This window comes from Streptomyces sp. NPDC101165, from assembly GCF_044768135.1.
In the GTDB taxonomy this organism is placed as follows: domain Bacteria; phylum Actinomycetota; class Actinomycetes; order Streptomycetales; family Streptomycetaceae; genus Streptomyces.
The window spans coordinates 25,625-50,255 of sequence record NZ_JBIWPG010000012.1 but is presented as its reverse complement, the minus strand read 5'-3'; the positions used below and the strand labels follow the sequence as shown (position 1 = coordinate 50,255).

Below are 24,631 nucleotides of genomic sequence, written 5' to 3'. Positions count from 1 at the left end.
CCGGCGGCTTCCCGGCCGCCCGCCCGGCGATCTTCAACAGACGAGGTCTCTTGAGGCCTGCCGGCTCGGCGAACAAATAATCGGTTGCCTGTTGACGATGCTGGTGGATGCAATGTCCGGCATGGTCACCCAGGTGCGCTCGCCACGGCGAGATGAGACGAACGCGTACCACCGGGCCTTGCCACTCTGCGATCCGGGAAAACCGCATCCGAATCGCCACACGGGAGACGCCCACGCATGAATACGCCACCCTCGCCACCTGGGGCGGAGCGGACTGACGGATCACCTGTCCGGATCGGCGCCCTCGTTCCGCTCACTCGGCCTGGCTGGGTCGAGGCGGGCCGACACCTGCTGGCCGGACTCGAACTGGCCGTTCGCGAAGTCAACGACGCCGGCGGGATCGTCGGAAGACCACTCGAACTGGTGGTCCGAGACACCGCGGCTGATCCGCAGAGGGCCACTGCGGCCGTAGACGAATTGGCTCACCTGGGCGTGGCTGCCTTGGCGGGGGAGTACCACAGCGTCGTCGCTCGGGCCGCTGCCGCCAGAGCCGACACCCTCCACCTGCCGTTCCTCTGCTCGTCGGCGGTTCTCGACGCGCTCACCGAACAGCCGACGGAATGGGTCGCGCGCCTCGCCCCGGCGCAGTCCCACGGCTGGCAGATCTACGCGGACTTCCTCCTCGGCGCGGGCCACAGCCGAATCGCCGTAGCAACCCAGCCGAGTGTCTACTGGGCATCCGGGGCCCGCATTCTGCGGAACTACCTCGCTCCACGCGGCGGCACCGTCGTCGAACTCGACACGCGCGAGCTCGACCCCAAAGCCATATGCGACGAACTCGTCGACCATCGCGCGACAGCCCTCCTTCTTCTGGTCGGCCACCCGGAGCCGGCCGTGCCCATCGTCAAGGCCGTCCGCCGCGACCAGCGCCTCGCCGAGATCATGATCGGCGCTCCGGCCGGGCAACCGGAGTTCGCCGAATGGGAGACGTTGCTGGGCGACGACGGCGCCGCGATCCCGTTCCTGCGCTACCTTCCCGAGCGCCTCAGCCCACTCGGCGCAAGAATCGAGAAGGCCCTCCGCGAGCGGCTGGCCGAAGCGCCCTCCTTCGTCGCCTTCGAGGGCTACGACACGGTCGCCGTCCTCGCCGATCTGCTGCGGTCTCACGGCGCGGACCGGGCACGCACTGCCGAATCCTGGCCGCGCGTTGCAGTCGAAGGCACCCGCGGGCAGATCCGGCTCTCCCGCACACCAGGCATCAGCGTGCGGCAATGGGCTTGGGCGCCAGTCCAAGTCGTCGACCGAGATCCGGCGAAACCCGATCGCTTTCGGATCCTTCACACCGGCTGAGAGAGCACGCAGGTCCGACTGAAAGCGCGTCCGTGAACTCGTCGGCCCGACGTGATTTGTGCACGCTCGGCCGAGGGCATCCCGCGCCGCGATGAGTTCCGGCCGGGGGACGAGTCTGTTCTGGTGACCGTCGTTAGGAAGGCGTACGACGTTGCCCGGCACGAGACACCACGGAGGACACCATGACGACCACGCCGAGTGACCCGACCACCGCGCTGCCCGGCCGGCCGCCCGTCGTCGACCTGGCCACCTGGAAGGCCGCCCGGGACGAGCTCCTGGTCCGCGAGAAGGCTTACACCCACGAGGGCGACGCCATCGCCGCGGCCCGCCGCCGACTGCCGATGGTGGAGTTCGACGGAACGGTCGAGGTCGTCGGACCCGACGGCCCGGTCCCGTTCCTGGACCTGTTCCGGGGTCGCGACGAGCTCGTGGTCTACAAGCACATGTGGTACGACGGCGCGCCGCACCAGGGGCAGTGCGAGGGCTGCACCACCACGGCCTGGCACCTGAAGGACGCCGTCTACCTCAACGCCCGCGGCGTCTCGTTCGCCATCCTTACCACCGGCCCGTGGGACGAGGTGGCCTCCTACGTCGAGTTCATGGGCTACACCCAGCCCTGGTACTCGGTGCGCGACGTGGAGGCGCCGGTCGGCGGCGACATGGGTTACATCACCAGCTTCCTGCGCGGCGGCGACCGCGTGTTCCTCACCTACTCCACGACGGGCCGCGGCAACGAGCGGGTCAACGGGTCCTTGGGCCTGCTCGACATGACGCCCTACGGCCGCGGCGAGGCGTGGGAGGACAACCCCGAGGGCTGGCCCGAAGGAGGCAGCCCGTGCTGGTCCTGGCGCTCGGATGCGGACGGGAACACCACCTGGGGCCCGACCAGCCGCCCCGTACCGCAGTGGACCCGCCCCGGCGCGACCCCCGTGGAGACCCTCGGCCGACACGGCCACCACCACTGACGCGCCTTCATGGGCCGACCTGCGGGCCGTTCTAACCTCCGGTCGGACCGCCTATGGTGCGGCGGGCGGCACCTGCTCGGCGCTCTCCTGCGGGTCCACCATGCGCATGACCTCGCCGGGCTCACGCGAGGTGTGTTCCCCGCTGGTGTAGAAACGCACCTCGTGACCGTCGGGGTCATGCAGCGGCCCAGGTCGAGCCGCAGCGCCAGGGCCGGTCCGCCGGCCGGATGGCTCAGCACGAGCTCGATCAACACACCTGCTCGACGAACTCGGCTGTCCGCTGGTAGCCGAGCGCCCGTACCACGCCTCGGACCGGGCGAGATCGCGTACCGGCAGCGGGTTGGCTCGGCACAAGCGCTAGGGGTGTTCGTAGAGCTGGAGGACGCCGCCGAGCGAGAAGCACAGAGCACCGACGAGGGTGCCCCAGTTGGCGATGTCGGCGTTGACCAGGCTTCCGGTGGCGGGGCGTGTGAAGGCGGCGACCGCTGAGACCATGAACAGGACGGACCCGAACTGGTTCACAGCGACGATCCACCAGCCGAGGCTGTGTGGGCGGACACAGAGCCGGCCGTGGCAGATCTCGACGAAGCCCAGGTGCCCGGAGACCAGGAAGAGCGCACAGCCGACCAGGTCGGGCGCCCAGATGAGCCGGTTGATCTGCTGGACGCTCAGACCACGCAGGAACGAGTCCAGCAGGGAGACGGCGAAGACGAGCGTGCCCGCGAAGAGGACGAACACGCTCAGCCAGTCCACCCGCATCGGCTCGTAACTCCACCACCGCCAGTGGTGGGTGACCAGCCGGCCTTCGCCGCCGGCGACGTGGCGGGGTGAGTTGATCACCTGAAGCAGTGAGACGTAGCCGCCGGTGTTGAAGAACAAGCCGCCCACGAAGTAGATCGAGGCGCACGTGGTGGCGTCGCCCGAGCCGAACTGGGCAACGGCGGCGCCGGCGGCGAAGAGAGCCCCGCCGACGACGAAGGCGAGCGCCGCGATGACATTGAGTCTGCGCAGTCGGCCGATGGCAACGGCATCCGCGCGGGTGGGCCGGCTGTCCGCCGCACCGGGCGGACGGACGGCGAGCATTCCACGCCGACGCGCGATCCGTGATTCCCACACCGCGGTGCCGCCACCGGGAGGGTGCCAAGTAAGCCTGGTAGTGAACGGTCCCGCGCCCTCGGCGCGCTGCTCCGGCTGCCGCACGGGCCGAGCCTAGACCTCGGACGGGACCGGAAGGCGCGGGAAACGCCGTCCCGCCCAGCCGTCGGAAAGCCGGCGCGGAGAGCGGGCACGGCGCCGCGTTGTATCGACCCCGGGGACTCCCGCATGCGTAGACGCTTGATCAGCCGTGGTCCCGGTATGGCCGCAGCAAGGTCGCAAGGAGAGGGACGAGGTCGTGTTCACGGACGGGTGGCGGGTGCCGGCCGATCTGGTGGTCCTCTGCACCGGCTACAAGATCAGCTTCTCGTTCTTCGACCGCGGCTACGTAGCCTCCAAGCGTCACACCATCCAGGTCGACTTCGACGACTACATGCGCGATCTGCGCGTGGAACGACGCCGTGGCGCCCGGCGCCCGGCGCCCGGCGGGCCGCACCGCCGTCGACCGTCCCCGTCGACAGCGCGCCCGCGCGCCGCGCCCGCGAAGACGCGGCCGGGACGGTGCCGGCATGAACGAGCACACCGAGCACACCGAGCACACCGAGCGGACCACCGCCCAGACCGCCCAGACCGCCAAGGCATCCGGAACGGCCGCGCCCAGCGCCTTCTCCGTGACCGAGCACGAGGTGCATTTCCCGGTCCAGGGCGACCGCTGCGCCGCGACCCTCTACCTGCCCGACCCCGTCGGCGATGCCAAGCCCCCGGTCGTCGTGATGGCGCACGGCCTCGGCGCGATCCGCGCCATGGGCCTGGCCGCCCATGCCGAACGCTTCAGTGCCGCCGGCTACGCCTGTCTGGTGTTCGACTACCGTCACTTCGGCACCAGCGAGGGGACGCCGCGCCACCTCCTCTCCCCGCGCAAGCAGCTCGCTGACTGGGCGGCCGCACTGTTCTGCGCCCGGAATCTGAGCCAGGTCGACGGCGACCGGCCGGTCGCCTGGGGCACCTCGTTCGGCGGCGGCCACGTGATCAGCACGGCCGCGCGGCGCCCGGCCGGCCTTGTCGCCGCGATCGCCCAATGCCCGTTCACCGACGGCATCGCCTCCGCTCTGGCGGTCCACCCCGTCAGCTCCGTGAAGGCCACCCTCGCCGGAGCCCGCGACATGGTCCGCGGCTGGCTCGGCCGGTCCCCGCACCTGATCGCCACCGCCGGGCCCGAGTACAGCACCGCGCTGGTGACCGCCCCCGATGCCGAGCCCGGCTACCTCGGGCTCGTCCTGCCCGGCCGCGACTTCCGCAACGAGGTCGCCGCACGCGCAGTGTTCGACATCCTGCGCTACCGCCCCGGACTCCGGACCGCGCGGATCACCGTGCCGACCCTCTTCGCGGTCTGCGAGACCGACTCCGTCGCCCCCGCCGAGCCGACCCTGCGCCACGCGGCGAGATCCGCTGCTACCCGACGGGCACTTCGCCATCTACCGCGGCGACGCCTTCGAACGAGTCGTCGCCGATCAACTCGACTTCCTGCGGCGCCATGTCCCCGTGGCCGGTGTCGGGGAAAGGACACGAACATGACCAGCCGAATCGTCCTCCTCGGCGCCAGCGGCTACACCGGTGGGCTCGTCCTCGACGCCATGCTGGGCCGCGGCCTCGAACCGGTCCTGGCCGGACGAAACCCCACCACCGTGTCCGCCCTCGCCGCGCAGCACGGCGGGCTCGACCACGCGGTCGCCGACGCCGACGACCCCGCGACCGTGCGCAAGCTACTGCGCCCCGGCGGCGTCCTCGTCACCACGGTCGGTCCCTTCGAACGCTACGGACATTCCCCGGCTCGGGCGGCCGTCGAGGCCGGCGCGCACTACATCGACTCCACCGGCGAAGTCGGCTTCGTCCGCGCACTGCGCGACCGCTGCCACGACCGTGCCCGCGAGACGGGGTCGGTGCTGCTGCCCGCGTTCGGCTACGACTACGTCCCCGGCATCCTCGCCGGAACCCTGGCAGCCCGGCAGGGCGGCGACGCCGTGCGCGCGCTCGACATCGGCTACTTCGCCACGGGACCGCTCCTGCACGGACTGAGCCAGGGCACGCGCGCCACCATGCGCGACGGCCTGACCCTGCCGTCCGCGCGATGGAACCAGCGCCGCCTCGTCGAAGAACGCACCGCGGCCCACGTCCACCCCTTCACCGTCCGCGGCCGCCGGAAGAACGCCTTCCTCGTCTCCGGCACCGACGTCCTTTTCCTTCCCGAGGGGTTCCCCCTGCTCGACGCCGTCACCGTCTACAACAGCTGGTTCCCGGCGCTCAGCCGCCCCACCACCGTCCTGTCCGCCCTCGCCGACACAGCGGCCCGGCACCGCGCCGGCCGCTAGATCGACACGCTGACCCGCCCCTGATCGGGCCGCCCGGCGGCCCGGACGCCGCGGAACGCGCGAGGACCCGCACCCACGTCGTCGCCACGGCCTCGGCCCCCGCGGGCGGCACACCGCTCGCCGAAGTCCGCCTCGAAGGACCCTGCATCTACACCCTCACCGGCGCACTCATGGCCTGGGCCGCCCACCGACTCGCCACGTACGGCGGCCTCACCCCCGGCGTCGTCTCACCCATCGACGCCTTCGACCTCGACACGCTGCACCAGGGCTGCGCCGAAATCGGACTCACCACCGTGTGACCCGTCAATGCGACCCCCTCGACCCGGACCACTCGAATCTGACCGTTCATGCGTAGCCGCACCTCCTACGACGTCTTGAGTCATCACCCCCGGAAAACGCACGTGCGTACGGGATCTCGGCCGTGCCAGGATGGCGTCGGGAAGCGAGGTCTCGTGGACGAGTTGAGGCGACTTAGCCTGGCACTGACCGCGTGGGCGGCCGGCGGAGCGGAGGCGGATGCGGCGGCCGCGGTGGCGCGGGAACTGGCCGGCGACGGTGTGCGGACGATCGTACTCGTCGAGGGGACCAGTGATCAGGTCGCGCTCGAAGCGCTGGCCACGCGCTACGGCCGCGACCTCGATGCAGAGGGCGTCGCGGTGGTTGCGCTCGGCGGCGCGACGAACATCGGACGATTCCTGGACGTGTGCGGTCCTCCGGGGCTCGGCCTCCCACTGGCCGGTCTCTACGACATAGGCGAGGAACGGCATTTCCGGCGCCATCTCGAGCGGGTCGGCCTCGGGTCCGATCTCCCGCACGGTGAACTGGAGGCACTGGGGTTCCATGTCTGCGTGGCCGACCTGGAAGACGAGCTGATCCGCGCTGCCGGGGCCGAGGGCGTGCAGCAAGTGATCGAGGCCCAGGGCGAGATGCGTCCCTTCCGCACCTTCCAGAGCCAGCCGGCACAGCGGGAACGACCCGTGGAACACCAACTGCGGCGCTTCATGGGCACGCACAGCGGCCGCAAGGCGCTCTACGCGCAGGCGCTGGTCACACACCTGCACATCGAGCGCGTTCCCCGGCCGCTGGAGCGCCTCCTCACGCACGTCTGAAGACCGCTTTGGTTTCGGGGCCGATACCCCCGTCGCAGACCTCCCGCTCGTGCTCCTCGGCCTCGGACGAGCGCGAACCGGACATCACGCGACTACGCCGCAGCCCTGGCTCCCGGACCGGCGATGACAGGAACCACGGCGGCGGTGTCAGTCCGCTGAAGTACCCTTCCAGCCACCGCACACCGACTGGGAGGACCAAGAGAATTGACTGGCCTGTCTGCTTTCCCGCTGCCCTTTCAAGCGTCCCGTTCCATAGCGTTCGCGACGCCCCGAACGCTGCGGGAACTTCAGATGATGCAGTGCAGCGCCCACATCAGGGCGAAGCCGGGGTGGTTCGACAAGATGAACGACGCCGACATCGTCGCCAGGTGGACGCAAGAAGCGGTCGTCCAGGGCCTCACCGAAGCGCAGGTTCGTTACGTGCTTGCCGAACTCGTGCATTACGCCGCGCTGCGGGACGGACGAACCGGCGTCGAGGTGTCCGCCGTCGACGGGGTGTGGCAGTCGGACACACTGGTCGACGACAAGCTCAGATCCCGGCTGCGCGAAGCGGTTCGCGTTCTGGAAGAGGTCCCCGAAGGAGAACAGGACTGGCATCCCGGATCCGACGGCCAGGTACTGGATCTCGTTCATCCCTCACTGTTCTGCCTGGTGAGAGAGGCGAGCGGCGCGTCCGAGCGGGCTTGGCAGAACCCGACGGACCGCTACTCGAGGTACGAATTCTCGGAGAAATTCCAGTGGCTGCCCACGGACGTAGATGTCAGTGACGACGGAGATGTCGCCTTCCGTTCGTACGTCAACAACGTCCACCCCGAGACTCATCGCGAACTGGCCTCCGTCCTACCGGACTTGTTCGCGCGTCTGCGCCCGCTGCTGGAGAACGTGCTCACCGATCTGCGCCATCCTCGACCCCTGCGGATCGAGGCCGATCCTTACGGGTGGTACGACTCGGAGCCGGAGTATCCGGACAAATCCTCCTACGGTGATGACGGGGCCCACGCAGAAGCCCTCCGTGCATGGGAAGAGGCCCAGGACGACTGGTGGGAAAACCGTCGCCCGGTCATCCCGGACGCCCCGGCCTTCACCCCGCCCGAGTTGCCCGATGAATCCGCCCGAGTCGACCTGTGCGGCCGCCGTCTCCAGGTCATCGTCAAGCTCGCCACCATTCGTCTCACCCCGGACAAGCCCGAGTACCCCGGCGGTTCCTGGCACGTCGAGGGAATGATGAACGAGCGGATCGTCTCGACCGGCATCTACTACTGGGACAGCGAGAACATCACCGAAAGCCGGCTGAGTTTCCGGGCGGCACTCGACGACCCGAACTACGAACAGAACGACGACAACGGTATGCGTGAGGCCTACGGCCTGGAGGACGAAGACGCACTGAACCAGATACTGGGATCGACATCGACCCCAGCGGGCCGCTGCCTGGCGTTCCCGAACATCCTGCAACACCGCGTCGGCTCATTCCGCCTCACGGACCCCACCCGCCCGGGATATCGCAAAATTCTCGCGTTCTTCCTGGTCGACCCGTCGGAAAGGATCGTCTCGACATCCGATGTGCCACCGCAACAACCATGGTCCGACACCTCGACCATGACGCTTGAACAGGCCAAGAACTACCGCGAACAACTCATGCAGGAACGCAAGTTCTTCGTCGACGAGCACAACGAGCAGCTCTACGAACGAGAATTCTCCCTCTGCGAGCACTGAACCTCGTTCATCCTGAATACATGCAGGTCATGAGGGTGTGGACGGCCTGGACGATGGTGCCGAGTGAGCAGGGCCAGCTACGCCTCTAACCTTCACCCGGGTCGTACGGCAGTGACGGTTGGTTCCAGACCGCGTCAAACCGGCTGACGATCTGGCGAAGTTCGCGAGCGCTTCGAGGGGACATGGCCTGCATCACGGTGTCGAGGAGAGCACGGGCCTCGAGGGGATTACCGCAGCAATACCAGTCCACGTTGTCCCCCTCGTAGTCCTGCCACAGTTGGCGCTCAGGGCGGTGGACGTAGTCCTTCCACAGCCGTACGGCCGCGCTGACGTCTCCTGGCTGCAGATAGTTGCGGGTGCGTTCGAGAAGGAAGATCTCGGACAGTGCACGCGAGGACACGCCGTCGATGTCCTGCCTTGCTTCGTGTGTCCGGTGGCGGGGAATGCCGGCCCGGATGCGTCCTGGCCGTCTACGCGGCATGGACCTTTCGGTGCGTCGTCATGCCGTACATCGTGCCACGATCTCGAACGGCGTCGAACGAATTAGCTCGCCTGGGGGCGCCGGACGTGCGGGCGGTTGACCGGACCCGCGCCTCACACGCGGGACAGCCGTTCGCGGCGGTCCATCAGGCACTCGCCGAAGCCGCGCAAGACGAGGACGCTGGGCATGTCGTGCCCCAGGTCGTCGAGGAGTTGGCACGACGGATCTCCGAAGCTCCCGCAGGCCTATGAGTGGCGGCGGCACTGCGTGCCCGACTGCGTGACAACGGCGACACACAGCCAAGCCCGTGGCCCAACTGGGCAGACAGTCCACGGCTATTGGCTCGCGATTGGCAGCACAGCAGGGCAGGATGCCGTGGTGGTCACTCCGTACGTCAACATCCATGGGAAGGCCGAGGACGGCCCGTACCCCTGTCCTTGCTGCGGCTTCCTGACCCTCGATGAGCGCGGCTGCTTCGAGATCTGTCCTGTGTGTTTCTGGGAGGATGACGGTCAGGACGACGGCGATGCTGACCGGGTTCGCGGCGGTCCCAACGGCCGGCTGAGCCTCACGGAAGCCCGAAGGAATTTCCGCGCTCTGGGGGCGAGCGACGAGCGACGCACCAAGTTCGTACGCGCTCCGCTGCCGAACGAACACCCCACGGTCTGACATCACCAGCCGACGTCAACGTCGCCGGACGGCGACGGATCCCAGCGACCTGGACGACCGGGCTCCGGACCATCCAGCGAGCACGAGCCGGAGCTGGCATCTACGCACCAGCTGGTGAGGGCACACACTGCACACTGGGGAACGGCCACGGTTTTCGTCGGGATGCCCTGTTGAGCTCAGCCTCCCGACGGGTGCTCTCATCCGAATAAGCCGTCTTCCCAACCGGTGCGACGTAACCGCTACGATCGGCCCATGACGTCACATCAGGCGGATGCCACGTAGATCCCTCCGCGCGAGCTGAGGGCAACCGTGCCCGAAAGGCAGAGCGACGGTGCGGTGAGCACGCTGCTCATCAGCGCGTGTCCTGGGCCGTCGGTGTGTGCTGCCGTGCACACGTACCTCTTCGTCGACGGCCTCGACCTGGTAGCGCGCAGCGATGGCAGGATGACGGGCCTCGGCCCGAGGCGGCTGCTCCGCCCAGGCGGGCCGCTCTATCCAACGGACATGCCGCGCATGGTGGATGTGGCGGCCGAGGAGCAGCCCGACCCAGGGCCGGGCAGGCTGACCATCAGGGTCCAACTTCGGGGCGAGACAGTCATCTGGTCCGACCTGATGTACCCGGGCCTCGACGGCAGGGCTATCGACGCGGTTCGCTTCCGCCTGGAGCAGTACCTGAGTGAGGTCGAGCGAGCATACGCCGCGTTGAAGGACCACCCCTGATCGTCGGCAGGCTGCCATCGGGCATGCCGCCAGCACCTCCCGATCACAGGCGCGTCGTCGGCACCTGCCCTGCGGCCGCTGAAGAAGCGGCGTCCAAGGAGCCATCTCAATTGGCCGGGTCAGCAGGCGTCCGACGCCGCCGCTTGATCATGGACCTCCGCGCGGCCAGACTGGCATCCATGGAATCAGCAGGCATGGCCACAGAAGCGCAGATCAGGAAGCGGCGATGAGTGCCGGCCTGCCCTTCTTCCGCTATCACCCAGATCCTCTCGCAAGTGGGTCCATCCGCGCGGTTGCCGAGACGTGCGCCTGCTGCAAGCGCAGCACGGGATGGATCTACACGGCGACCTTCTACACCTCCCACGAGGTCAACGGACGTTTCTGCCCATGGTGTATCGCAGACGGGAGCGCGGCTGAACGCTTCGCGGGTGAATTCGCCGACTCCTACGGGCTTGGCGGTGTCAGCGAGGATGTCTTGCATGAGGTCACCCGCCGCACTCCTGGCTTCCACGCCTGGCAGGATCCGCACTGGCTCGTCCACTGCCAGGACGCGGCCGCCTTTGTGGGTGAAGTCGGGTACTCCGAGTTGGCAGCGCATCCCGACGCCCTCGACCAACTGCGGGCCGACATGCGCTTCGACGGCTGGCACGACGAAAACCGGCTGGAGAACTTCCTGACCCACCTGGGCGAGGGCGCGACCGCCATGCTTTTCCGCTGCACCGTCTGCGGCGCCCACCTCGCCTACGTCGACGCATCCTGAAGATCGTCTGATGTGGCGAGTCCGCAGTAGCAGTTGATGGTGCAGGCGATGCTGGTGAAGGCCACAGCGCATTCGGCACCAGTCGCTCAACGACCCCCACCGCAGCAGGCCGTCTCACACCAATTGGGATGACCTGCAAGTCTCGCCAGCGCACGACGCCGCAGTTCGGGTGGCAGTATCAGGGGGTGTCCGTCATTACCAAGCTGCAGATCAAGCCCGGTCAGAGTGTTGTGGTACTGGGCAAGCCCAACGACGTCCACCTGGAGATCGAGGCCGCGGGTGACGCGGCCTCGGCCGATGCGGTGCTCGCCTTCGTGACCAACTCCGGTGATCTCCTCGGGGCGCATGTACAGGCGGCGCTTGCTGCCGCGCAGCGCGATGCCCTTGCCTGGGTGGCCTACCCGAAGGGCGGAAAGCTCGGAACAGATCTGAACCGCGACACCCTGGCCGCCGCGCTTTCCGAGCGGGGTGTGCGGCCCGTCCGGCAGATTGCCATCGACGACACTTGGTCGGCGCTCCGGTTCCGACCCGGCGACTGATATCCGGCAGCGCCTGACGCGACGGCCGTCCGCCCGCAGGGCCCAGCGCAGACGATGCCCAACCTGGTCGAGGTGGCTGCCCAGGTCGTGTAACGACTTCCCCGTGATTCAGACAGTGTGACTGAGCGCTGTAGTTGGCCCGTGACCGTACTAGGGCCCGTCCGATGGGTCCGCTTGGTGCGCCTTGTTCGGCTCCTTAATCTGTGGCGCTATGGAGAACACACTCACTCACGAGGGCAGCGCCTTCATCAATTTTCGGGACTACAAGTTCCAGGATCCGGGGTCGCATTGCTTCAGGTGGGTCGATATCAAGCGTCTCCGGTTCCCTGCGGAGTCCGTCGGCGACAGGGAACTGCTTGCGGCACTGATCGGGCATGAACAGTTCCGGGACGACTATGCCGGCGGTGGGGTGCTGCCGGAGGGAACCAGGCACGGCCCGTATTGGCTGAGGCTGGTGACTCCCGACGTCTACGAACCCGTCAGCCGGGAGAAGAGCGCGCACATCCTCTGGGAGTGGGCGAACGAGTTCGCAGGCGTGCCCGCCGAGCTGGAGGCGGATCTGCGGCAGGAGGTTTTCGACCGCTTGTCCGCAGCCGATCACATCTACTACCTGAGCGAGCTGGGGGACGATGCCTTCCATGACTGGGGCGGCGTGCACAACTGCTTCCACGAATTCGTGCTCATCGACCGTTCCGCTGGGCAGATCACGGTCCTCGTCGCCGCCGACGACTGAGCGAATCGTCCGAGTTGCCGCGGAAGGGCGTCTGAGCCGTCGCCACGGCTCTGGACCCTTCGGGTGCATTGATGCACCGCTCGACTTCGTTTCTGCGGGCGTGCCGGGCACGGTCGAATCCCGGTGGTACGACCGCCTCGGCTCCCGCGCGGTCGGCGGTTGGCCCGCCGCTCCCGTCACTTGGGCGGCGCGCGGGTTTCGTGGCGAAGCCGACGGCGTCGGGGGATCCCGGCCTCCTTGCGGCGGGCCGCGGCCTGCCAGAGGGCAGGACCTATGCTGTGACCTGCGGCCACTGCCGGATCCTCCGTCTTCAACCACCCATGATCACCGATGGCGGCACCCGTTCCCGGACCAGCCTCGACCAGCAAGATCAGGATCTGGGCCCGAGCACGAACTCTGGAGTTGAAGCGGCCGATGGACATGTCCTCCCGAGAGATCCGCATGCCCCTCAATGAGGTCGTCGCAGTCCTCCAGGACTTGAACGAGTTCGTGGTCTCCCTCGATCGACTCGGATCCCGCCAGGCATCCGGAACCGCCGACGAGTACACCGTCGGCAAATTCATCGTCGACTGGGATGTCGCTCGGCGACTGGCGAGCGCCCGACGCGTCATCAGCGTCGCACTGGATGCGCAACTGAGCGAGGAAGACAACGCCGAGATCGACGCCCTGTGCGACCAGGGCCGCTTCTACGGCACGGACAACGGCATGAGCCCCACCATTGAGTCCAGCTGAGTCAGCAAGCGCATCGCACCGGAGGAGGCACCGGGGCGTTGACAGTCCAGTCCCAGAGGGGAATCTGAACGGTCGCGATCTGCAGCAATCGTCGGGCGGACCAGACTGATCCGTCCAACGTCGCGTATGCCTTCGTGCTCGATGTGTGAGGAGCGGTATGCATGGCAGGTATGCGCGGTCGGCCGCCGGCAGCATCGAGCCCCCTCCCTTTGTTGACACACGCTCTCACCCTGGAGGCGGGGCGAGCCCGGCAGCTCCTCACCGCAGGCGAGTGGCGCCTGTCCTCGGCGGACGCCGAGGCGATGGTGGCTGTCCTTGCCCGCCTCACCGCCCCGCTCCCGGCCCGGCGCGGTACAGCGGCGCAAACCCGGGCGACAGACCGGGACAGGCGGCTTCAACGCATACTGCGGACTACCGTCCACCACCTCGACGCCGGTGCCGTCAGCCCACCTGCCACCGCGCTCCTGGCAGCCGTCGCCCGCGCCCTACTGCCCTGGCACGCTGCTCCGAACCCACCCCTCGCGGCCGCGGCTCCGAGGTATGTAACCGTGCCGGGGACAACGGAAGGCGCGGCGCCTCCGACCGAAGCGGGTGAAGCCCTGCTCCTCGACCTGACCACACTGTTCACTGCCCTTGCCGCTACGCGCGTGCCCGGCGCTGTCCCGCTCACACCGCTGGTCGAGCCCTGGCAGGCCCGATACGTGGGCAGATTCCGTCGCCACACCAGACCCGCGACGGGCGTATGGACAGCCGAAACCATCGAGTGCCCCGAGTGCGGAGGCCAGGACAGCCCGTGGACCGTGACCTGCGATTGGCTTCGGGCCACCTTGCGCTGCCCCTGCGGGGTGGTGAGTCGCGAGCATGGCCTCTCCCTCTCCGGGATCTGGCTCGTGCTGCCGGAGCCCGACTGAGCATTCAGGCCAGGGCATTACGCGGCTGCCCCTTGCTCCGGACAACCACGGCGTCCGGCCGTTGTTGAGACACTCGGCCATCTGACCCGACGAGCGACACCCCGAGCACCGCCTTGGCCGGACGGGCCAACCAGAGCGCCCAGCCACAGACGGGTGGTGAAGCGGGGGATGGTGTGGTGCCGGCCCGCCCGATCGCGGTCCTGGCAAGATAGCGGCATGGAACGTGTGCTTGGAATCGGTGGTTACTTCCTGCGGGCCGTCGACCCGGCGGCCCTGAGCCGGTGGTATCGCGATTGCCTGGGCCTGGACGCCGATGACAACGGCCTGTGGCGTCAGGAAGCCGGGCCGACGGTGTTCGCGACGTTCGACTCCGAGACCGACTACTTCGGGACCCGCGCCCAGCAGACCATGCTCAACTTCCGGGTCCGCGACCTGGACGCGATGCTCGCGCAACTGCGCGCCAAGGGAGCGGACGTGGCCGAAGGAACGCAGGACATGGACGGTGTCGGTCGATTCGGCTGGGTCACCGATCCTGAGGGCAATCGGATCGAGCTGTGGCAGCCCGCCTGACCGCGTCTTCAGACGGTGGGTCAGCTCGTACGGGCCGATGCGGCGTGGCCGACTGTTGAGCACCTCTTGGGTGTCATGGACCAGCTCGATGTCCACGGATTCATGTGCGCACCGCCGGCAGTCACCCGCAGGACGAAGAAGCCCTGGACGTCGGCAGGAGACAAGCTTGCCATCGCCTACCAGGCCGCACCACACCTCGCCGCGATCCTCATATGGCCCCGACACTGATCGTCAAAAGCTAGGACAGTGGCCGACCGCCAAGACCCGTCCGGCTGACGCCACGAGGCGAGAACGTCATCGGACCTATCCAGCCCCGGCATATGAGAGCGATCTGTGACGGCAGGGGTGACACAGGATCGAGGGCCCTTCCACGGGACCAGTTCTCAAACAGTCCCTCGGTCGTCTCGACCGCGGACACCACCATGGTCACCTGCAGCTCCCCGTCACTCCAGGTGTTCCACAGAGCCCAGCCCTCAGGCCTGGGCTCGACGCCGATTCGCGCACATGCCTCCTCGTACCCTTCCTCCACGCCGGCCGGCATGGACCCAGGCTTCAGCACTGAGGCTCCCACGAGTCGCACCAGAGGCCGGTCCTCCTCGATGCAGCCGTCGCCATCGAAGTGGTAGTGACACAGAACCCGAGCAAGTGCATTCACGCTGCGCTGGAGCTCTGTCGCGCCTTCCGGGTCTTCCTGGTACGAAAGCCATCCTTCGCTCGATGCTGCCAGCTTGACGCGGTAGGCGAGGCGCTCGATCTCCCGCAGGTAATCCAGATCGCTGAGTTTTGGTGAGGTCATGGCCCGAAGTTTCACACCAGGCCAGTCGGCACCAACACCGGTTATCGGTCCCGGCGACAGCACCCTGCGCAGCGCAGTCTGTGAGAATGGACGGTGACGTCCATCGCGACGCACGTGAACAGTCGCGCGACAGCCATCCCGGCCACCTCGATGCCGTCCGCGTCTGTCACGGCACGTCACGGCCACGCCGCCGACGGGGCCGCTTCCCGGCATGCCTGGGAAAAAAGATTACGGGTCGCTGTCGATCTGGCCACGTCCCGTTCGACGTCATGGTGTGGGGCGCCTCGCCACACGATGACGCGACAGGACCTGACGAGGAAAGACGTGGATCCATTGCTGAGAGTCATGAACTTCAACGTCTCGAGTGACGGAATCGGTGCCGGTGAGCACCAGACTCTTGAGCGGCCGTTCGGCCTCGACCATCCCGAGAGGTTGTTCGCCTGGGCCGGCGCCACGGCGAGCTGGCCCATGCGCACCGATGCCGGGGGAAGCCGGGGTCTCGACGACTACTTCACGCGAGACTTCGCACGCAACATCGGCGCCGAGATCATGGGCCGCAACAAGTTCGGGCCCCAGCGCGGGCCCTGGCAGGACCATGAGTGGCGCGGCTGGTGGGGCGACGAGCCCCCGTTCCGCACGCCGGTGTTCGTCATGACTCACCACAAGCGTCCTTCGTTCACGCTCTCCGACACCACGTTCCACTTCGTCGACGGTGACCCGGCCACGGTCCTCGAACGGGCGCGGGAGGCGGCACAGGGCAAGGATGTTCGACTCGGCGGCGGGGTTTCCACCATCCGGCAGTACCTTGAAGCCGACCTCGTCGACACCATGCATGTGGCGGTCTCACCGGTGACCCTCGGGTCCGGACTACGACTCTGGGAATCACCTGATGAGCTGCTCGACCGGTTCCACCTGGAGGTCGTGCCCAGCTCGAGCGGCGTGACGCACCACCTGTTCTGGCGAAGGTGACGGGAGGGCCGACTAGGGAGGACGAGCTTCGTGTCGGCCTTGATGAGCACCTGCATGTTTGCCGAGTAGCGGTGGTTCTTCGAGGAGGCGGCGACCGACCGGTCTCGCGTGGGCACGAGCGTTCCGTCCACGATGAGCACGTCGTTACGGCCCGGACTGCGTTTGGCGGGCGCGAGGGTCAGCAGCGGGTCGTGCCGTTTGATGATCCTGCCGACCGCTGCCGTGGAGATCCCGAACAGCGGGGCGAGCTGTGGCATGGACAGGTTGGTGCGGCAGCAGATCACCATCAGCAGCACCCGGTCTTCCAGGGGCAGCGACCACGGGCGGCCTGGCCGTCCGGGATCCAGGGCCTTGCCCCCAGCGTGGTGGACGGCCTTGACCAACCGCTGAAACTGTCCTGGTCGAAGCCCGGTGAACACTTCGATGAACTCACGACGCTGAGTAGAGATCACCTGCACGAACGGACCAACGCATGGCGACGACCACGGTCACAACAAGGACTCGGGGTATGTCGGGGCGCGGCCCCGTGGTGGTGGGGCGACCGGACCGTCCGGCCCAGGCCGCCCCACCCTGACCGCGGGCTACTCCCCTTCGAGGGGACGGACGAATTCCAGCGTCCAGGTACTGTTGAACTCCTGATTCGGCGGCACGAGTTCGATCTGCGCCCCGCGGTGCTGCGCAACCCAGGTGAGGCCCTTCTCCGACACGATCTTGACCCCACCGATGACCGCCTCGAACGTGAACTTCGCCCATTCCTCGCGCGGAACGTTGTTCACGTACAGCCTGTCGTCACCGATGACCAGGCCCGTCTGCTCCGCAGCGGCGAGGCGGATCACGTACGGCGCGCCGGGGATGGGCTCGACGGGCTCGACGGCCCACTCCTGCTCGAACGGGACGGGGGACGGGCGATCGACGATGGTGGGCGCACCGTATTTGACGGCGTGCTCCGTGGCCGTCACCAGCAGGCCAGGTCCGATGAGGTGGGCGTGGATCTTGTAGATGCCAGGCTGTACCGGGATGGGAGGCATGTACGCGGCTTCCTTTCTCTCAGTCTGCCGCCGGCGGGTTGCCGCAGGTCACGCGTCTCACCACCACAGGCGGGATCGGCGGACAAAAGGGGCAGATAGCGCCAACCGTAGTGCGGTGTGGATCATTCGGCCACATATGCGAATGGGTATACGGGTGACATCCCACTTCCGGCGTAAGGGCGCCCACGGCGTGAGGCTCCCCACCACCGGCGGACCGCGGACTGCTGACCCCGGACCGTCGTAAGGCTGGACAGGAACGGCTGGCGCGGTGGAAGGAGGAACACAACGCATCCCACCGCCGCGTGCGGGCACGCGTCGAGCACGTCGTTGCCCGCATGAAGAACTGGAGGATCCTCCGCGACTGCCGCCTCAAGGGCGACGGCGTCCACTGGGTCACCAGCAGCGTCGCCCACATGCACAACCTCGCCCTCGCCGGCTGATCTGATCCCGGAGCACAGCAACACCCGTACCGAAGCAGCACAGTTACGGAGCTACGAGAAGACCTTTAGGGCCTGTCTATTAGATTTCGGTCCAGAGGAAGACTGCTGCGATATACAGAGAGGCTTACTGATCGTTTCAGAATGAAACGGTTGGTCAGAAGTTCGGCTCTTGGGGCTCGCATAGGCTGGCCGGTCTCATCCGACGCACCGCGACGAGGATCAGTCCATGCACAACAGCACCAGGATCCGCCTGATAGAGCCCACCGATGCCGCCCCGATCGCCGCGCATAGGGTGCGGGACTTCGAGGCTTTCCGGCAGTGGGAACCGGCCCAGCCGGCCGACTTCTTCACCCCGGAGGGCCAGGCGGATCGGATCGACAGCCTGTTGGCTGGATACCGGGCCGGCACGGTCTGGCCGGGTGTGGTGCTCGCCGACGACGAGGTGATCGGGCAGGTCACCGTCGGAGGCATCCTGCCGCAGCCGCACCTGCGCCGCGGATCCGTCGGATACTGGATCGCCAGCCTTGCCCAGAATCAAGGGCACGCCTGGCGCGCCGTCGACCTCGTACTCCGGGTGATGACAGACGAACTCGGGCTGCACCGCGCCGAGGCGTCCACCAATCTCGAGAATCTGCCGTCGCAGCGCGTGCTGCGGCGCAACGGGTTCAGCCCGTACGGCGTCGCGCACTCCTCGATCTTTCTCGACGGGAGCTGGCGGGACGCGCTGCTGTGGGAGCGGATCCTGGGCGACTGACTGATCGTTTGGCTCAACCGCCGATACGAGTGAAAGGCTGAGCACTTCCTCGCCTTCGTCTGCATCGCAGCAGGCCTGATCTGCACCGGCGTCTGATCAATGCAGCAGCGTCTCGTGCATGACGCGCCTACTAGGCCGAGGCCAGGAAGAGTGCGGAGCTGGTCGGGCAGGTCGGGGAGGAGATCGGTCCGCAGGAAGGCGGCCCGCGCATCGCGCAGACCGTGCGGTGCGTGGGCGACATCGGCCGGCGATCACCCGTAGAGCGAGCGGGCTCCCGGGCTGTGGCCCTTGAAGCGCTGGCCCGCGGCGATCTCCTCGCCGACCACCGACCAGACGGTCTCGTCGTCCTGGAAAGGGAGCGGGTCAATGCTGCTCGTCTCCTGACGGATACGCTCGACCTCGCGCTCCAGGCGCTCGAAGTCGGCTTCCTCGTCACCGGCGTCGCCGCTGAAGTTGAACTCATCGAGCAGACGCTGGAACCGGAGGGTGACCTGGACGAGGGAGGAGACGTCCGTGTGGAGTTCCTGCACGGTCTCCTCGTCGGCGTCGAAGGCGTGCACCTTGCCCGTGCCGGGGGCGAGGGCGAGGTGGGCGTTGAGCAGCCAGCCGATGACGGGCCATTCGCCCGCGTACTGCGAGGCGTCCTCGAAGTCCTCGGCGTCGACGACGTCCTGGACGAGAGGCAGCCGACCGGAGTCCTCGTCGGGCTCACGCAAATGGAGCGTCCCGGTGGGGACGCCGACGGTCTGCAGGAGGCAGGCGCCCTTGCTGTCCGCGGTGGAGGGCGGGAAGGCGGTGGCGGGCACGGTCGCGATCCGGTTCTCGCCGAAGATGTCGGCGAGTTCGCTGCGGGTGATGTCGAAGAGCACTGCTGGAACTCCGAACTCCACGGCGGCGCGGGCGCCGTGGGACTCTCAGCGGATGGAAGCGGTAACAACAACAGCGTTGCGGATCGAGGCGCTTTCGGCGGCTCCGATTCTGCCCCGCCCGCTCACCCGTCCTCTTACGGAACGAGCTTGTTGTCCGCGGGCGAAGAGTTCCACATCTCCGACCGGCGAGCAGCGGCACCCCCTGAACGAACCAGTCGGTCCTGTGTGGTGTGCCGTCATCAGAAACGGCGTATAGCCTCGGCCCTTATGAGTTGGCTGCCTGACGACTTCGTCCACCCCGTGTACGTTCCCGTGCCCAACACCGCGCTTCACCTGCGGCCGATCCGGGAGGCGGACACCGCGCTCGACTACCCCGCCGTGATGGGCTCCCGTGAGCGCTTGTGGGAGATCTTCGGCCCGGCCTGGGCTTGGCCCAAGGAGACGATGACGTATGAAGAGGATCGCGTCGACTTGCTGCGGCACGAGAAGGAGATAGCCGCGCACCAGTCGTTCAACTACGCGCTGCTGGACGAGGAGGAGACGGCGATTCTCGGCTGCGTCTACATCGATCCGCCCGAGCGCGCCGGCTCCGACGGAGAGGTCTCCTGGTGGGTGGTGGACGACCTCGTCGGCGGTGAGGTGGAGCGCGCGCTCGACGCGCTGGTGCCGCAGTGGATCGCTGCCGACTGGACTTTTCAGCAGCCCCGTTACCTGGGCCGCGACATTTCCTGGCAGGACTGGCTCGCGCTGCCGCGCGTCTCGTGACACGTTCGCGGCGGTGCCTGGATTGTGCCGTTGAAGATCGCCTAATCGTTGTGTGGATGTGCTCTTGGCCTTGGGCTCCACCATCGCCATCGTCAGCGCTCACCAGCACGCCGCCGGGGCCGCGGAAATGGGGCGACGGGCGTGATGCCGTCCTCCTTACGAGTCCGGGGTGGGTGGGGTGTTGGTGGGGCAGAGGGCCATTACCTGGGTGGTAATCGCGTGGCCCGGGTGGGGCGCGGCATGGTGGGGTCATCGGGTTTCGGGCCGGCGCACTCCGGCCCGAGACCCGGTCCAACTGATTTGAGTGGCATGCCACTTCACTGGAACGGGAGTCCTGTCATGTCGATCTACGTTGCTGCTGTCACCCGTTACTTCGAGGCGTGGAACGCCGCCGATGCCGGCGCGCTCGCCAAGGCGGTTTCCGTGGCGTGGTCCGAGGACGGCACCTACACCGACCCGCTGGCCGACGTGCGCGGCCACGAGGAGATCGCCGCGGTCATCCGGGGCGCGCACGAGCAGTTCCCCGGGTTTGAGTTCAGGCTGGCCGGTGATGTGGACGGCAACCATCACATCGCCCGCTTCGGCTGGGAGCTGGTGTCCACCGCCGACGGCTCGGCGCCGGTCGCCGGTTCCGACGTGGTCACCCTGGACGAGGACGGCCGGATCACCTCCGTCCTCGGCTTCCTCGACCGGATCCCTCAGGCATGAGACTTTCGCCCGGGGACGGTCCCTGAGGATCCGCAAGTGGATCCTCAGGATGCATCCCCAGGTGGGGCAGGCACCCTGGAAGCTCCCGGGGTGCCTGCCCCACCTGAATCCTGGGGACGGTGAGGTGCCCTTCGCCGGTTCTGGCCACGGGGAGCGGCTCTGGCTCAACTCCTGTGGTCCGTGCACACCGAGTGACTGCTACCCGGCCCTGGCCGCCCGAGCATTCCTCATCTCGTGATCTGCGCTGTCGGGTGGGACAGTGATCGTGCACAATCGCTTGGTGGCCCGGGTCAGGGCGACGTACAGGTCGCGCTCGCCCCCAGGGCGGGCAGCCGTGATCTCGTCAGGGTCGACGACGAAGGCGGCGTCGAACTCCAAGCCGCGCGCCTGAGAGGCCGGGACCAGTCGGGCATGCTGCTCGATCCCCGCAGCCGTGAGCTGCTCCGTCCTGCCATCGGCGCAGATCACCCCGATCAACTCGCCCGGATACGCGGTGCCCTGCTCGCGCAGCTCCCGCACCAGGGCGGTGACGAGCGAGTCCGGTGCCGCGGCGAGGGTTCGAGGCGCCTCGCCACGCCGGATCGACCGGATCGCTGGCCGGCCTGGGGCGATCCGAGCGAGCAAGTCCTCTGTGGCGGCGAGGATCTCCTGCGTGGTGCGGTAGCTGACGGTCAGGGTTCGCAGGTCGAAGCGCCGTCCGAGGTCCGGGCCGAGTGCCTCCTTCCAGTCCCGGGCCACGGTCGCCGGGCCTGCCTGGGCGAAATCTCCGACCAGCGTCATCGACCTGCCTGGGCAACGACGCACGATCATCCGCCACTGCATGACGGTGAGTTCTTGTGCCTCGTCGACGACGACGTGCCCGAAGGCCTGCTCAGCCGGGCCGTCAACCAGGCTCGCCGCCTCGTCGAGAAGCGGCACATCAGCGTCCGTCCAGGGCGCACCGGGCGTTCGCCACAGCAGGGCCCGCTGGTCGTCGGTGAACTGCCGCAGGTACGCCCCCAGCGCGTCAGCATCCGTCAGCAGGGCGTGGACCACGTCGCCGGGCGTGAGCCGCGGCCACAGGTCCTCTACGGCCTGATCGAGCACGGAATCGTCCAGTAGGTCCGCGCGCACGGCGTCGGCGTCGAACTCGTCGGCACCTGTGGCGGGCGTGTCGTCAACACCGAGGCGGCGCAGGTCGGCTGCCGCAGCCCGGTCCAGGTCGAGGCCGGTCAGTTGCGCGACTTCAGCGTCGATACGTTCAAGCGCCTCGGCGCCACTGCGGACGAGTTCACGGATGAGCGCGTCGACCAGCAGCTCCTTGAACAGCTGACGCGCCCGGTTGTGCGCGAGACCACTGGTCTGTGCGGACTCCCGCGCTTGTGCGACCTCCCTGTCCTGCAGGCGAATCCACTCCTGCCCGACCCGGACGTCGAAGTCGCCGCCCGGGGCCTGCCGCGAGCGGACCACGGCGGCCAGCCCGTCTGCCAGTGCGGCACTCCCCTTCAGGCGTGCCACGTCGAAGGGGTCAGCAGTGCCCGGCACGACGCCGGCCAGTTCCTCGCACGTCGCCAAGACGACGTTGCTCTCCCCGAGCGAGGGCAGGACCTGGCAGATGTAGTCGAGGAACCGCGCGTTCGGCCCCAGCACGAGCACGCCGCGCTCTGACGCCTTCGGAAACGCGTACAGCACATACGCGGCGCGGTGCAGCGCCACAACTGTCTTTCCGGTGCCCGGACCACCCTGCACCACCGTTACCCCGCGGTTGGGCGACCGGACGATCGCGTCCTGCTCGGCCTGGAGCGTGGCAACCGCCGTACCCATCCGCCCGGTGCGCCTTTCCTGGAGCGCCGCCGTCAACGGGCCGTCGCCGACCACGTCCTGTCCGGTGGGTGCGGAGCCGTCAAGCAGCTCATCGCTCACCCCCACCACCGTGCGTTCCGCCAGGCGCAGATGGCGGCGCCGCCGTAGCCCCATGGCATGAACTGGTGTCGCCTCATAGAAAGGCCGCGCGGCCTCGGCTCGCCAATCCACCAGCAGCGGCAGCTCGTCCAAGTCCCTTTGCAGACCCAGCCGCCCGATCCGCAGGACAGTCCCGTCCGCCAGGTCGATCCGGCCGAAGACCAACCCGTCCTCGGCCCCCTCCAGCCGACGAACCTCCCCCGCCAGCCTTCCGGCCGTCACCTCCCGCTCGTACGTCTCGCCCGCACCACCGGGCGGCGAGGCGAGTACGCGCGCCAGCTGCGCCCGCGCACCGGCCAGTCGCTCGTCCAACAGCTCGCCTATGACGGACACCTGAACTCGCTCAAGCTCCACCTCGCGTGCGGCACCGTCGTTGATCTGCGACAAGAAAAGGCCCTCCGTGTCCAGCCCGGCACTATTTCGAGGCGCCACTATGCAGACGGATTCCGGAAAAGTAAATCTTGACCAAACCAGGTGGAATGTGTCCTCTGATGCGGCACCACGCCCGCCTGCGGTTCCGGTTTCGAATTCCGCTTGCTTGCGCCGCCCCGCTGCCTGGGGCGGGAGGAAACCCCTACCTCGCTGCCTGCTGCCCTGCCCACCGGCACGAGAGAGCCCGCCCTTGCACTGCCCGCAGCGAATAGTTCCCCGCCGAATTCAATGGCCGGACCGAAGCCGGCCACGGTCAGGTCCTGCTCACGTAGCGGGGTGAAGTTCACCTCCGACGGTTCGGGCGGTGGAGGAGTCCACCAGCTTCCGTGCTCTGGCTGATGGAGCTGTTGTTTCCGTCCATCGCCGCGGTTGGTCTCGCCCTGGCAGGCCGGGCCGTTGCTCGCCTGGCTTCCGTTCACCTGACTCGCACAGCAACCCGGGGTCGAGGTCGTCTGCCGGGACCGCGCGCCGTTCGCCGCCGAGGGCACCGCGGCAGGAGCCCCGCAGGCGGTCCAGGTCGCCGACCTGTGCCATCTCCGGCACAACCTGAGCGAGGCCGCCCAGCGGAGCGTCGCCTAGAACCGCGGCCGCTTGCGCATCCTTCGAGTGACCGCCATGGATTCAGGGGCCCGCCAACCTGACGGTCGGCGGGCCCCAGGCGTCGGCCAGTTCTCTCACAACGGCTGCACCAGGCCAGCCCGCCACTCCGGCGACGGATCGGAGCCCAACTCACTCCAATACTCCCGGCCAGCTATGACCTTTCCATCCCGCACTGTCCAGAACGACGCCACCCGATGCACGCCCATCGTTTCGTGCGGAACCTCCACCTCGGAGACCACCTGGTCGCCCTCGGCGACGACCCGCAGCACCCGGATTGACCACCCCTCCGGATACTCGGCGTTGACGCGGACGTAGTGCGTCGGCCCTACGATCCGTTCGCCGCTGACCGGCCACTCCACCACCAGGTCCTCGGCCAGCAACTCACGCAACCCGGCCCAGTCCCGGGCCTGCATGCGCTCCCACAGTGCACGAACGACTTTCGAAGGATCCATGGCCGCATCCTGACAGCCCCCACTGACAAGCACTCATCGAACGCCCAAGCCAGGATCCACTCTTCGCTCCCCACCTTCCCCATATGGGTGCAACGAACTGGGGTGACGTCACACCTGGCCGCTTTCAAGGCTCCGGCCGCAGTTCCGTGACGGCCATGGCA

24 protein-coding genes and 2 pseudogenes are annotated in these 24,631 nt (G+C 67.8%); 18 read left to right on the top strand and 8 right to left on the bottom strand.

From position 1 onward, the window contains the following. Positions 1-237 precede the first annotated feature (237 nt). The gene (locus ACIRVH_RS25860) at positions 238-1,350 is read left to right on the top strand and encodes an ABC transporter substrate-binding protein (protein WP_403957300.1); all 1,113 of its coding nucleotides are present in this window, start codon (positions 238-240) and stop codon (positions 1,348-1,350) included. Between the two features lie 182 nt (positions 1,351-1,532). Continuing rightward, a complete protein-coding gene (locus tag ACIRVH_RS25855; protein WP_403957297.1) occupies positions 1,533-2,315 on the top strand; it encodes a DUF899 family protein in 783 nt (260 codons plus the stop codon). Positions 2,316-2,672: 357 nt separating this feature from the next. Here ACIRVH_RS25855 and ACIRVH_RS25850 read toward each other — a convergent pair whose 3' ends face one another. Next, complete coding sequence (locus ACIRVH_RS25850; RefSeq protein WP_403957294.1) at positions 2,673-3,515, bottom strand: hypothetical protein; 843 nt, start codon at positions 3,513-3,515, stop codon at positions 2,673-2,675. Between the two features lie 464 nt (positions 3,516-3,979). Here ACIRVH_RS25850 and ACIRVH_RS25845 point away from each other — a divergent pair, with 464 nt between their 5' ends. From ACIRVH_RS25845 to ACIRVH_RS25830, 4 genes are all read left to right on the top strand, one after another. Beyond that, positions 3,980-5,779 carry an alpha/beta fold hydrolase gene (locus ACIRVH_RS25845; protein ID WP_403957291.1) on the top strand — a complete coding sequence of 600 codons (1,800 nt, stop codon included), beginning with the start codon at positions 3,980-3,982 and terminating at the stop codon, positions 5,777-5,779. Positions 5,780-5,949: 170 nt separating this feature from the next. Then, the gene (locus ACIRVH_RS25840) at positions 5,950-6,078 is read left to right on the top strand and encodes a hypothetical protein (RefSeq protein WP_403957288.1); all 129 of its coding nucleotides are present in this window, start codon (positions 5,950-5,952) and stop codon (positions 6,076-6,078) included. Positions 6,079-6,231: 153 nt separating this feature from the next. Beyond that, the gene (locus ACIRVH_RS25835) at positions 6,232-6,888 is read left to right on the top strand and encodes a TOPRIM nucleotidyl transferase/hydrolase domain-containing protein (protein ID WP_403957285.1); all 657 of its coding nucleotides are present in this window, start codon (positions 6,232-6,234) and stop codon (positions 6,886-6,888) included. 204 nt (positions 6,889-7,092) lie between these two features. Further along, positions 7,093-8,601, top strand: coding sequence for a DUF4246 domain-containing protein (locus ACIRVH_RS25830; protein WP_403957282.1), 1,509 nt, complete (start codon positions 7,093-7,095; stop codon positions 8,599-8,601). A gap of 85 nt (positions 8,602-8,686) precedes the next feature. On the opposite strand, the gene ACIRVH_RS25825 is transcribed toward ACIRVH_RS25830, so the two are convergent. Next, complete coding sequence (locus tag ACIRVH_RS25825) at positions 8,687-9,001, bottom strand: hypothetical protein (RefSeq protein WP_403957279.1); 315 nt, start codon at positions 8,999-9,001, stop codon at positions 8,687-8,689. A gap of 267 nt (positions 9,002-9,268) precedes the next feature. On the opposite strand from ACIRVH_RS25825, the gene ACIRVH_RS25820 reads away from it, so the two are divergent. The 7 genes from ACIRVH_RS25820 (at position 9,269) to ACIRVH_RS25790 (ending at position 14,716) form a co-directional block, all read left to right on the top strand. Next, a complete protein-coding gene (locus ACIRVH_RS25820) occupies positions 9,269-9,751 on the top strand; it encodes a CPCC family cysteine-rich protein (protein WP_403957276.1) in 483 nt (160 codons plus the stop codon). Between the two features lie 336 nt (positions 9,752-10,087). Continuing rightward, a complete protein-coding gene (locus ACIRVH_RS25815) occupies positions 10,088-10,471 on the top strand; it encodes a hypothetical protein (RefSeq protein WP_403957274.1) in 384 nt (127 codons plus the stop codon). Positions 10,472-10,697: 226 nt separating this feature from the next. Beyond that, the gene (locus ACIRVH_RS25810) at positions 10,698-11,231 is read left to right on the top strand and encodes a CbrC family protein (protein WP_403957271.1); all 534 of its coding nucleotides are present in this window, start codon (positions 10,698-10,700) and stop codon (positions 11,229-11,231) included. A gap of 128 nt (positions 11,232-11,359) precedes the next feature. After that, the gene (locus tag ACIRVH_RS25805) at positions 11,360-11,770 is read left to right on the top strand and encodes a hypothetical protein (protein WP_403957268.1); all 411 of its coding nucleotides are present in this window, start codon (positions 11,360-11,362) and stop codon (positions 11,768-11,770) included. A gap of 211 nt (positions 11,771-11,981) precedes the next feature. Continuing rightward, complete coding sequence (locus ACIRVH_RS25800; RefSeq protein ID WP_403957265.1) at positions 11,982-12,503, top strand: hypothetical protein; 522 nt, start codon at positions 11,982-11,984, stop codon at positions 12,501-12,503. A 414-nt stretch (positions 12,504-12,917) separates the two neighbouring features. Continuing rightward, complete coding sequence (locus tag ACIRVH_RS25795) at positions 12,918-13,235, top strand: hypothetical protein (protein ID WP_403957263.1); 318 nt, start codon at positions 12,918-12,920, stop codon at positions 13,233-13,235. A gap of 1,127 nt (positions 13,236-14,362) precedes the next feature. Continuing rightward, positions 14,363-14,716 (top strand): VOC family protein, encoded by a 354-nt coding sequence (locus tag ACIRVH_RS25790; RefSeq protein ID WP_403957260.1) that lies wholly within the window; start codon positions 14,363-14,365, stop codon positions 14,714-14,716. Positions 14,717-14,954: 238 nt separating this feature from the next. Here ACIRVH_RS25790 and ACIRVH_RS25785 read toward each other — a convergent pair whose 3' ends face one another. Further along, on the bottom strand, positions 14,955-15,512 hold the full coding sequence (locus ACIRVH_RS25785; RefSeq protein ID WP_403957257.1) for a hypothetical protein: 558 nt from the start codon (positions 15,510-15,512) through the stop codon (positions 14,955-14,957). Between the two features lie 324 nt (positions 15,513-15,836). Here ACIRVH_RS25785 and ACIRVH_RS25780 point away from each other — a divergent pair, with 324 nt between their 5' ends. After that, positions 15,837-16,481, top strand: coding sequence for a dihydrofolate reductase family protein (locus ACIRVH_RS25780; RefSeq protein WP_403957981.1), 645 nt, complete (start codon positions 15,837-15,839; stop codon positions 16,479-16,481). Positions 16,482-16,675: 194 nt separating this feature from the next. Here the strand turns inward: ACIRVH_RS25780 and ACIRVH_RS25775 are convergent. Beyond that, a pseudogene (locus ACIRVH_RS25775) lies at positions 16,676-16,900 on the bottom strand (transposase family protein); the annotation flags it as partial. Between the two features lie 162 nt (positions 16,901-17,062). After that, the gene (locus tag ACIRVH_RS25770) at positions 17,063-17,509 is read right to left on the bottom strand and encodes a hypothetical protein (protein WP_403957255.1); all 447 of its coding nucleotides are present in this window, start codon (positions 17,507-17,509) and stop codon (positions 17,063-17,065) included. 218 nt (positions 17,510-17,727) lie between these two features. Between ACIRVH_RS25770 and ACIRVH_RS25765 the strand changes: the two are divergent. Both ACIRVH_RS25765 and ACIRVH_RS25760 read left to right on the top strand, forming a co-directional pair. Continuing rightward, positions 17,728-17,949 (top strand): annotated as a pseudogene (locus ACIRVH_RS25765) (transposase); the annotation flags it as partial. A 226-nt stretch (positions 17,950-18,175) separates the two neighbouring features. Continuing rightward, positions 18,176-18,703 carry a GNAT family N-acetyltransferase gene (locus ACIRVH_RS25760; protein WP_403957252.1) on the top strand — a complete coding sequence of 176 codons (528 nt, stop codon included), beginning with the start codon at positions 18,176-18,178 and terminating at the stop codon, positions 18,701-18,703. A 251-nt stretch (positions 18,704-18,954) separates the two neighbouring features. Here ACIRVH_RS25760 and ACIRVH_RS25755 read toward each other — a convergent pair whose 3' ends face one another. Beyond that, a complete protein-coding gene (locus ACIRVH_RS25755) occupies positions 18,955-19,572 on the bottom strand; it encodes an SUKH-4 family immunity protein (RefSeq protein ID WP_403957250.1) in 618 nt (205 codons plus the stop codon). A 267-nt stretch (positions 19,573-19,839) separates the two neighbouring features. On the opposite strand from ACIRVH_RS25755, the gene ACIRVH_RS25750 reads away from it, so the two are divergent. Further along, complete coding sequence (locus tag ACIRVH_RS25750) at positions 19,840-20,337, top strand: N-acetyltransferase (RefSeq protein WP_403957248.1); 498 nt, start codon at positions 19,840-19,842, stop codon at positions 20,335-20,337. A 339-nt stretch (positions 20,338-20,676) separates the two neighbouring features. Beyond that, a complete protein-coding gene (locus ACIRVH_RS25745) occupies positions 20,677-21,045 on the top strand; it encodes a nuclear transport factor 2 family protein (protein WP_403957245.1) in 369 nt (122 codons plus the stop codon). Positions 21,046-21,243: 198 nt separating this feature from the next. On the opposite strand, the gene ACIRVH_RS25740 is transcribed toward ACIRVH_RS25745, so the two are convergent. Further along, positions 21,244-23,373: a HelD family protein gene (locus ACIRVH_RS25740; protein WP_403957242.1), complete on the bottom strand. Its 2,130-nt coding sequence runs from the start codon at positions 23,371-23,373 to the stop codon at positions 21,244-21,246. 719 nt (positions 23,374-24,092) lie between these two features. Then, positions 24,093-24,470 (bottom strand): nuclear transport factor 2 family protein, encoded by a 378-nt coding sequence (locus tag ACIRVH_RS25735; protein WP_403957239.1) that lies wholly within the window; start codon positions 24,468-24,470, stop codon positions 24,093-24,095. Positions 24,471-24,631 lie beyond the last annotated feature (161 nt).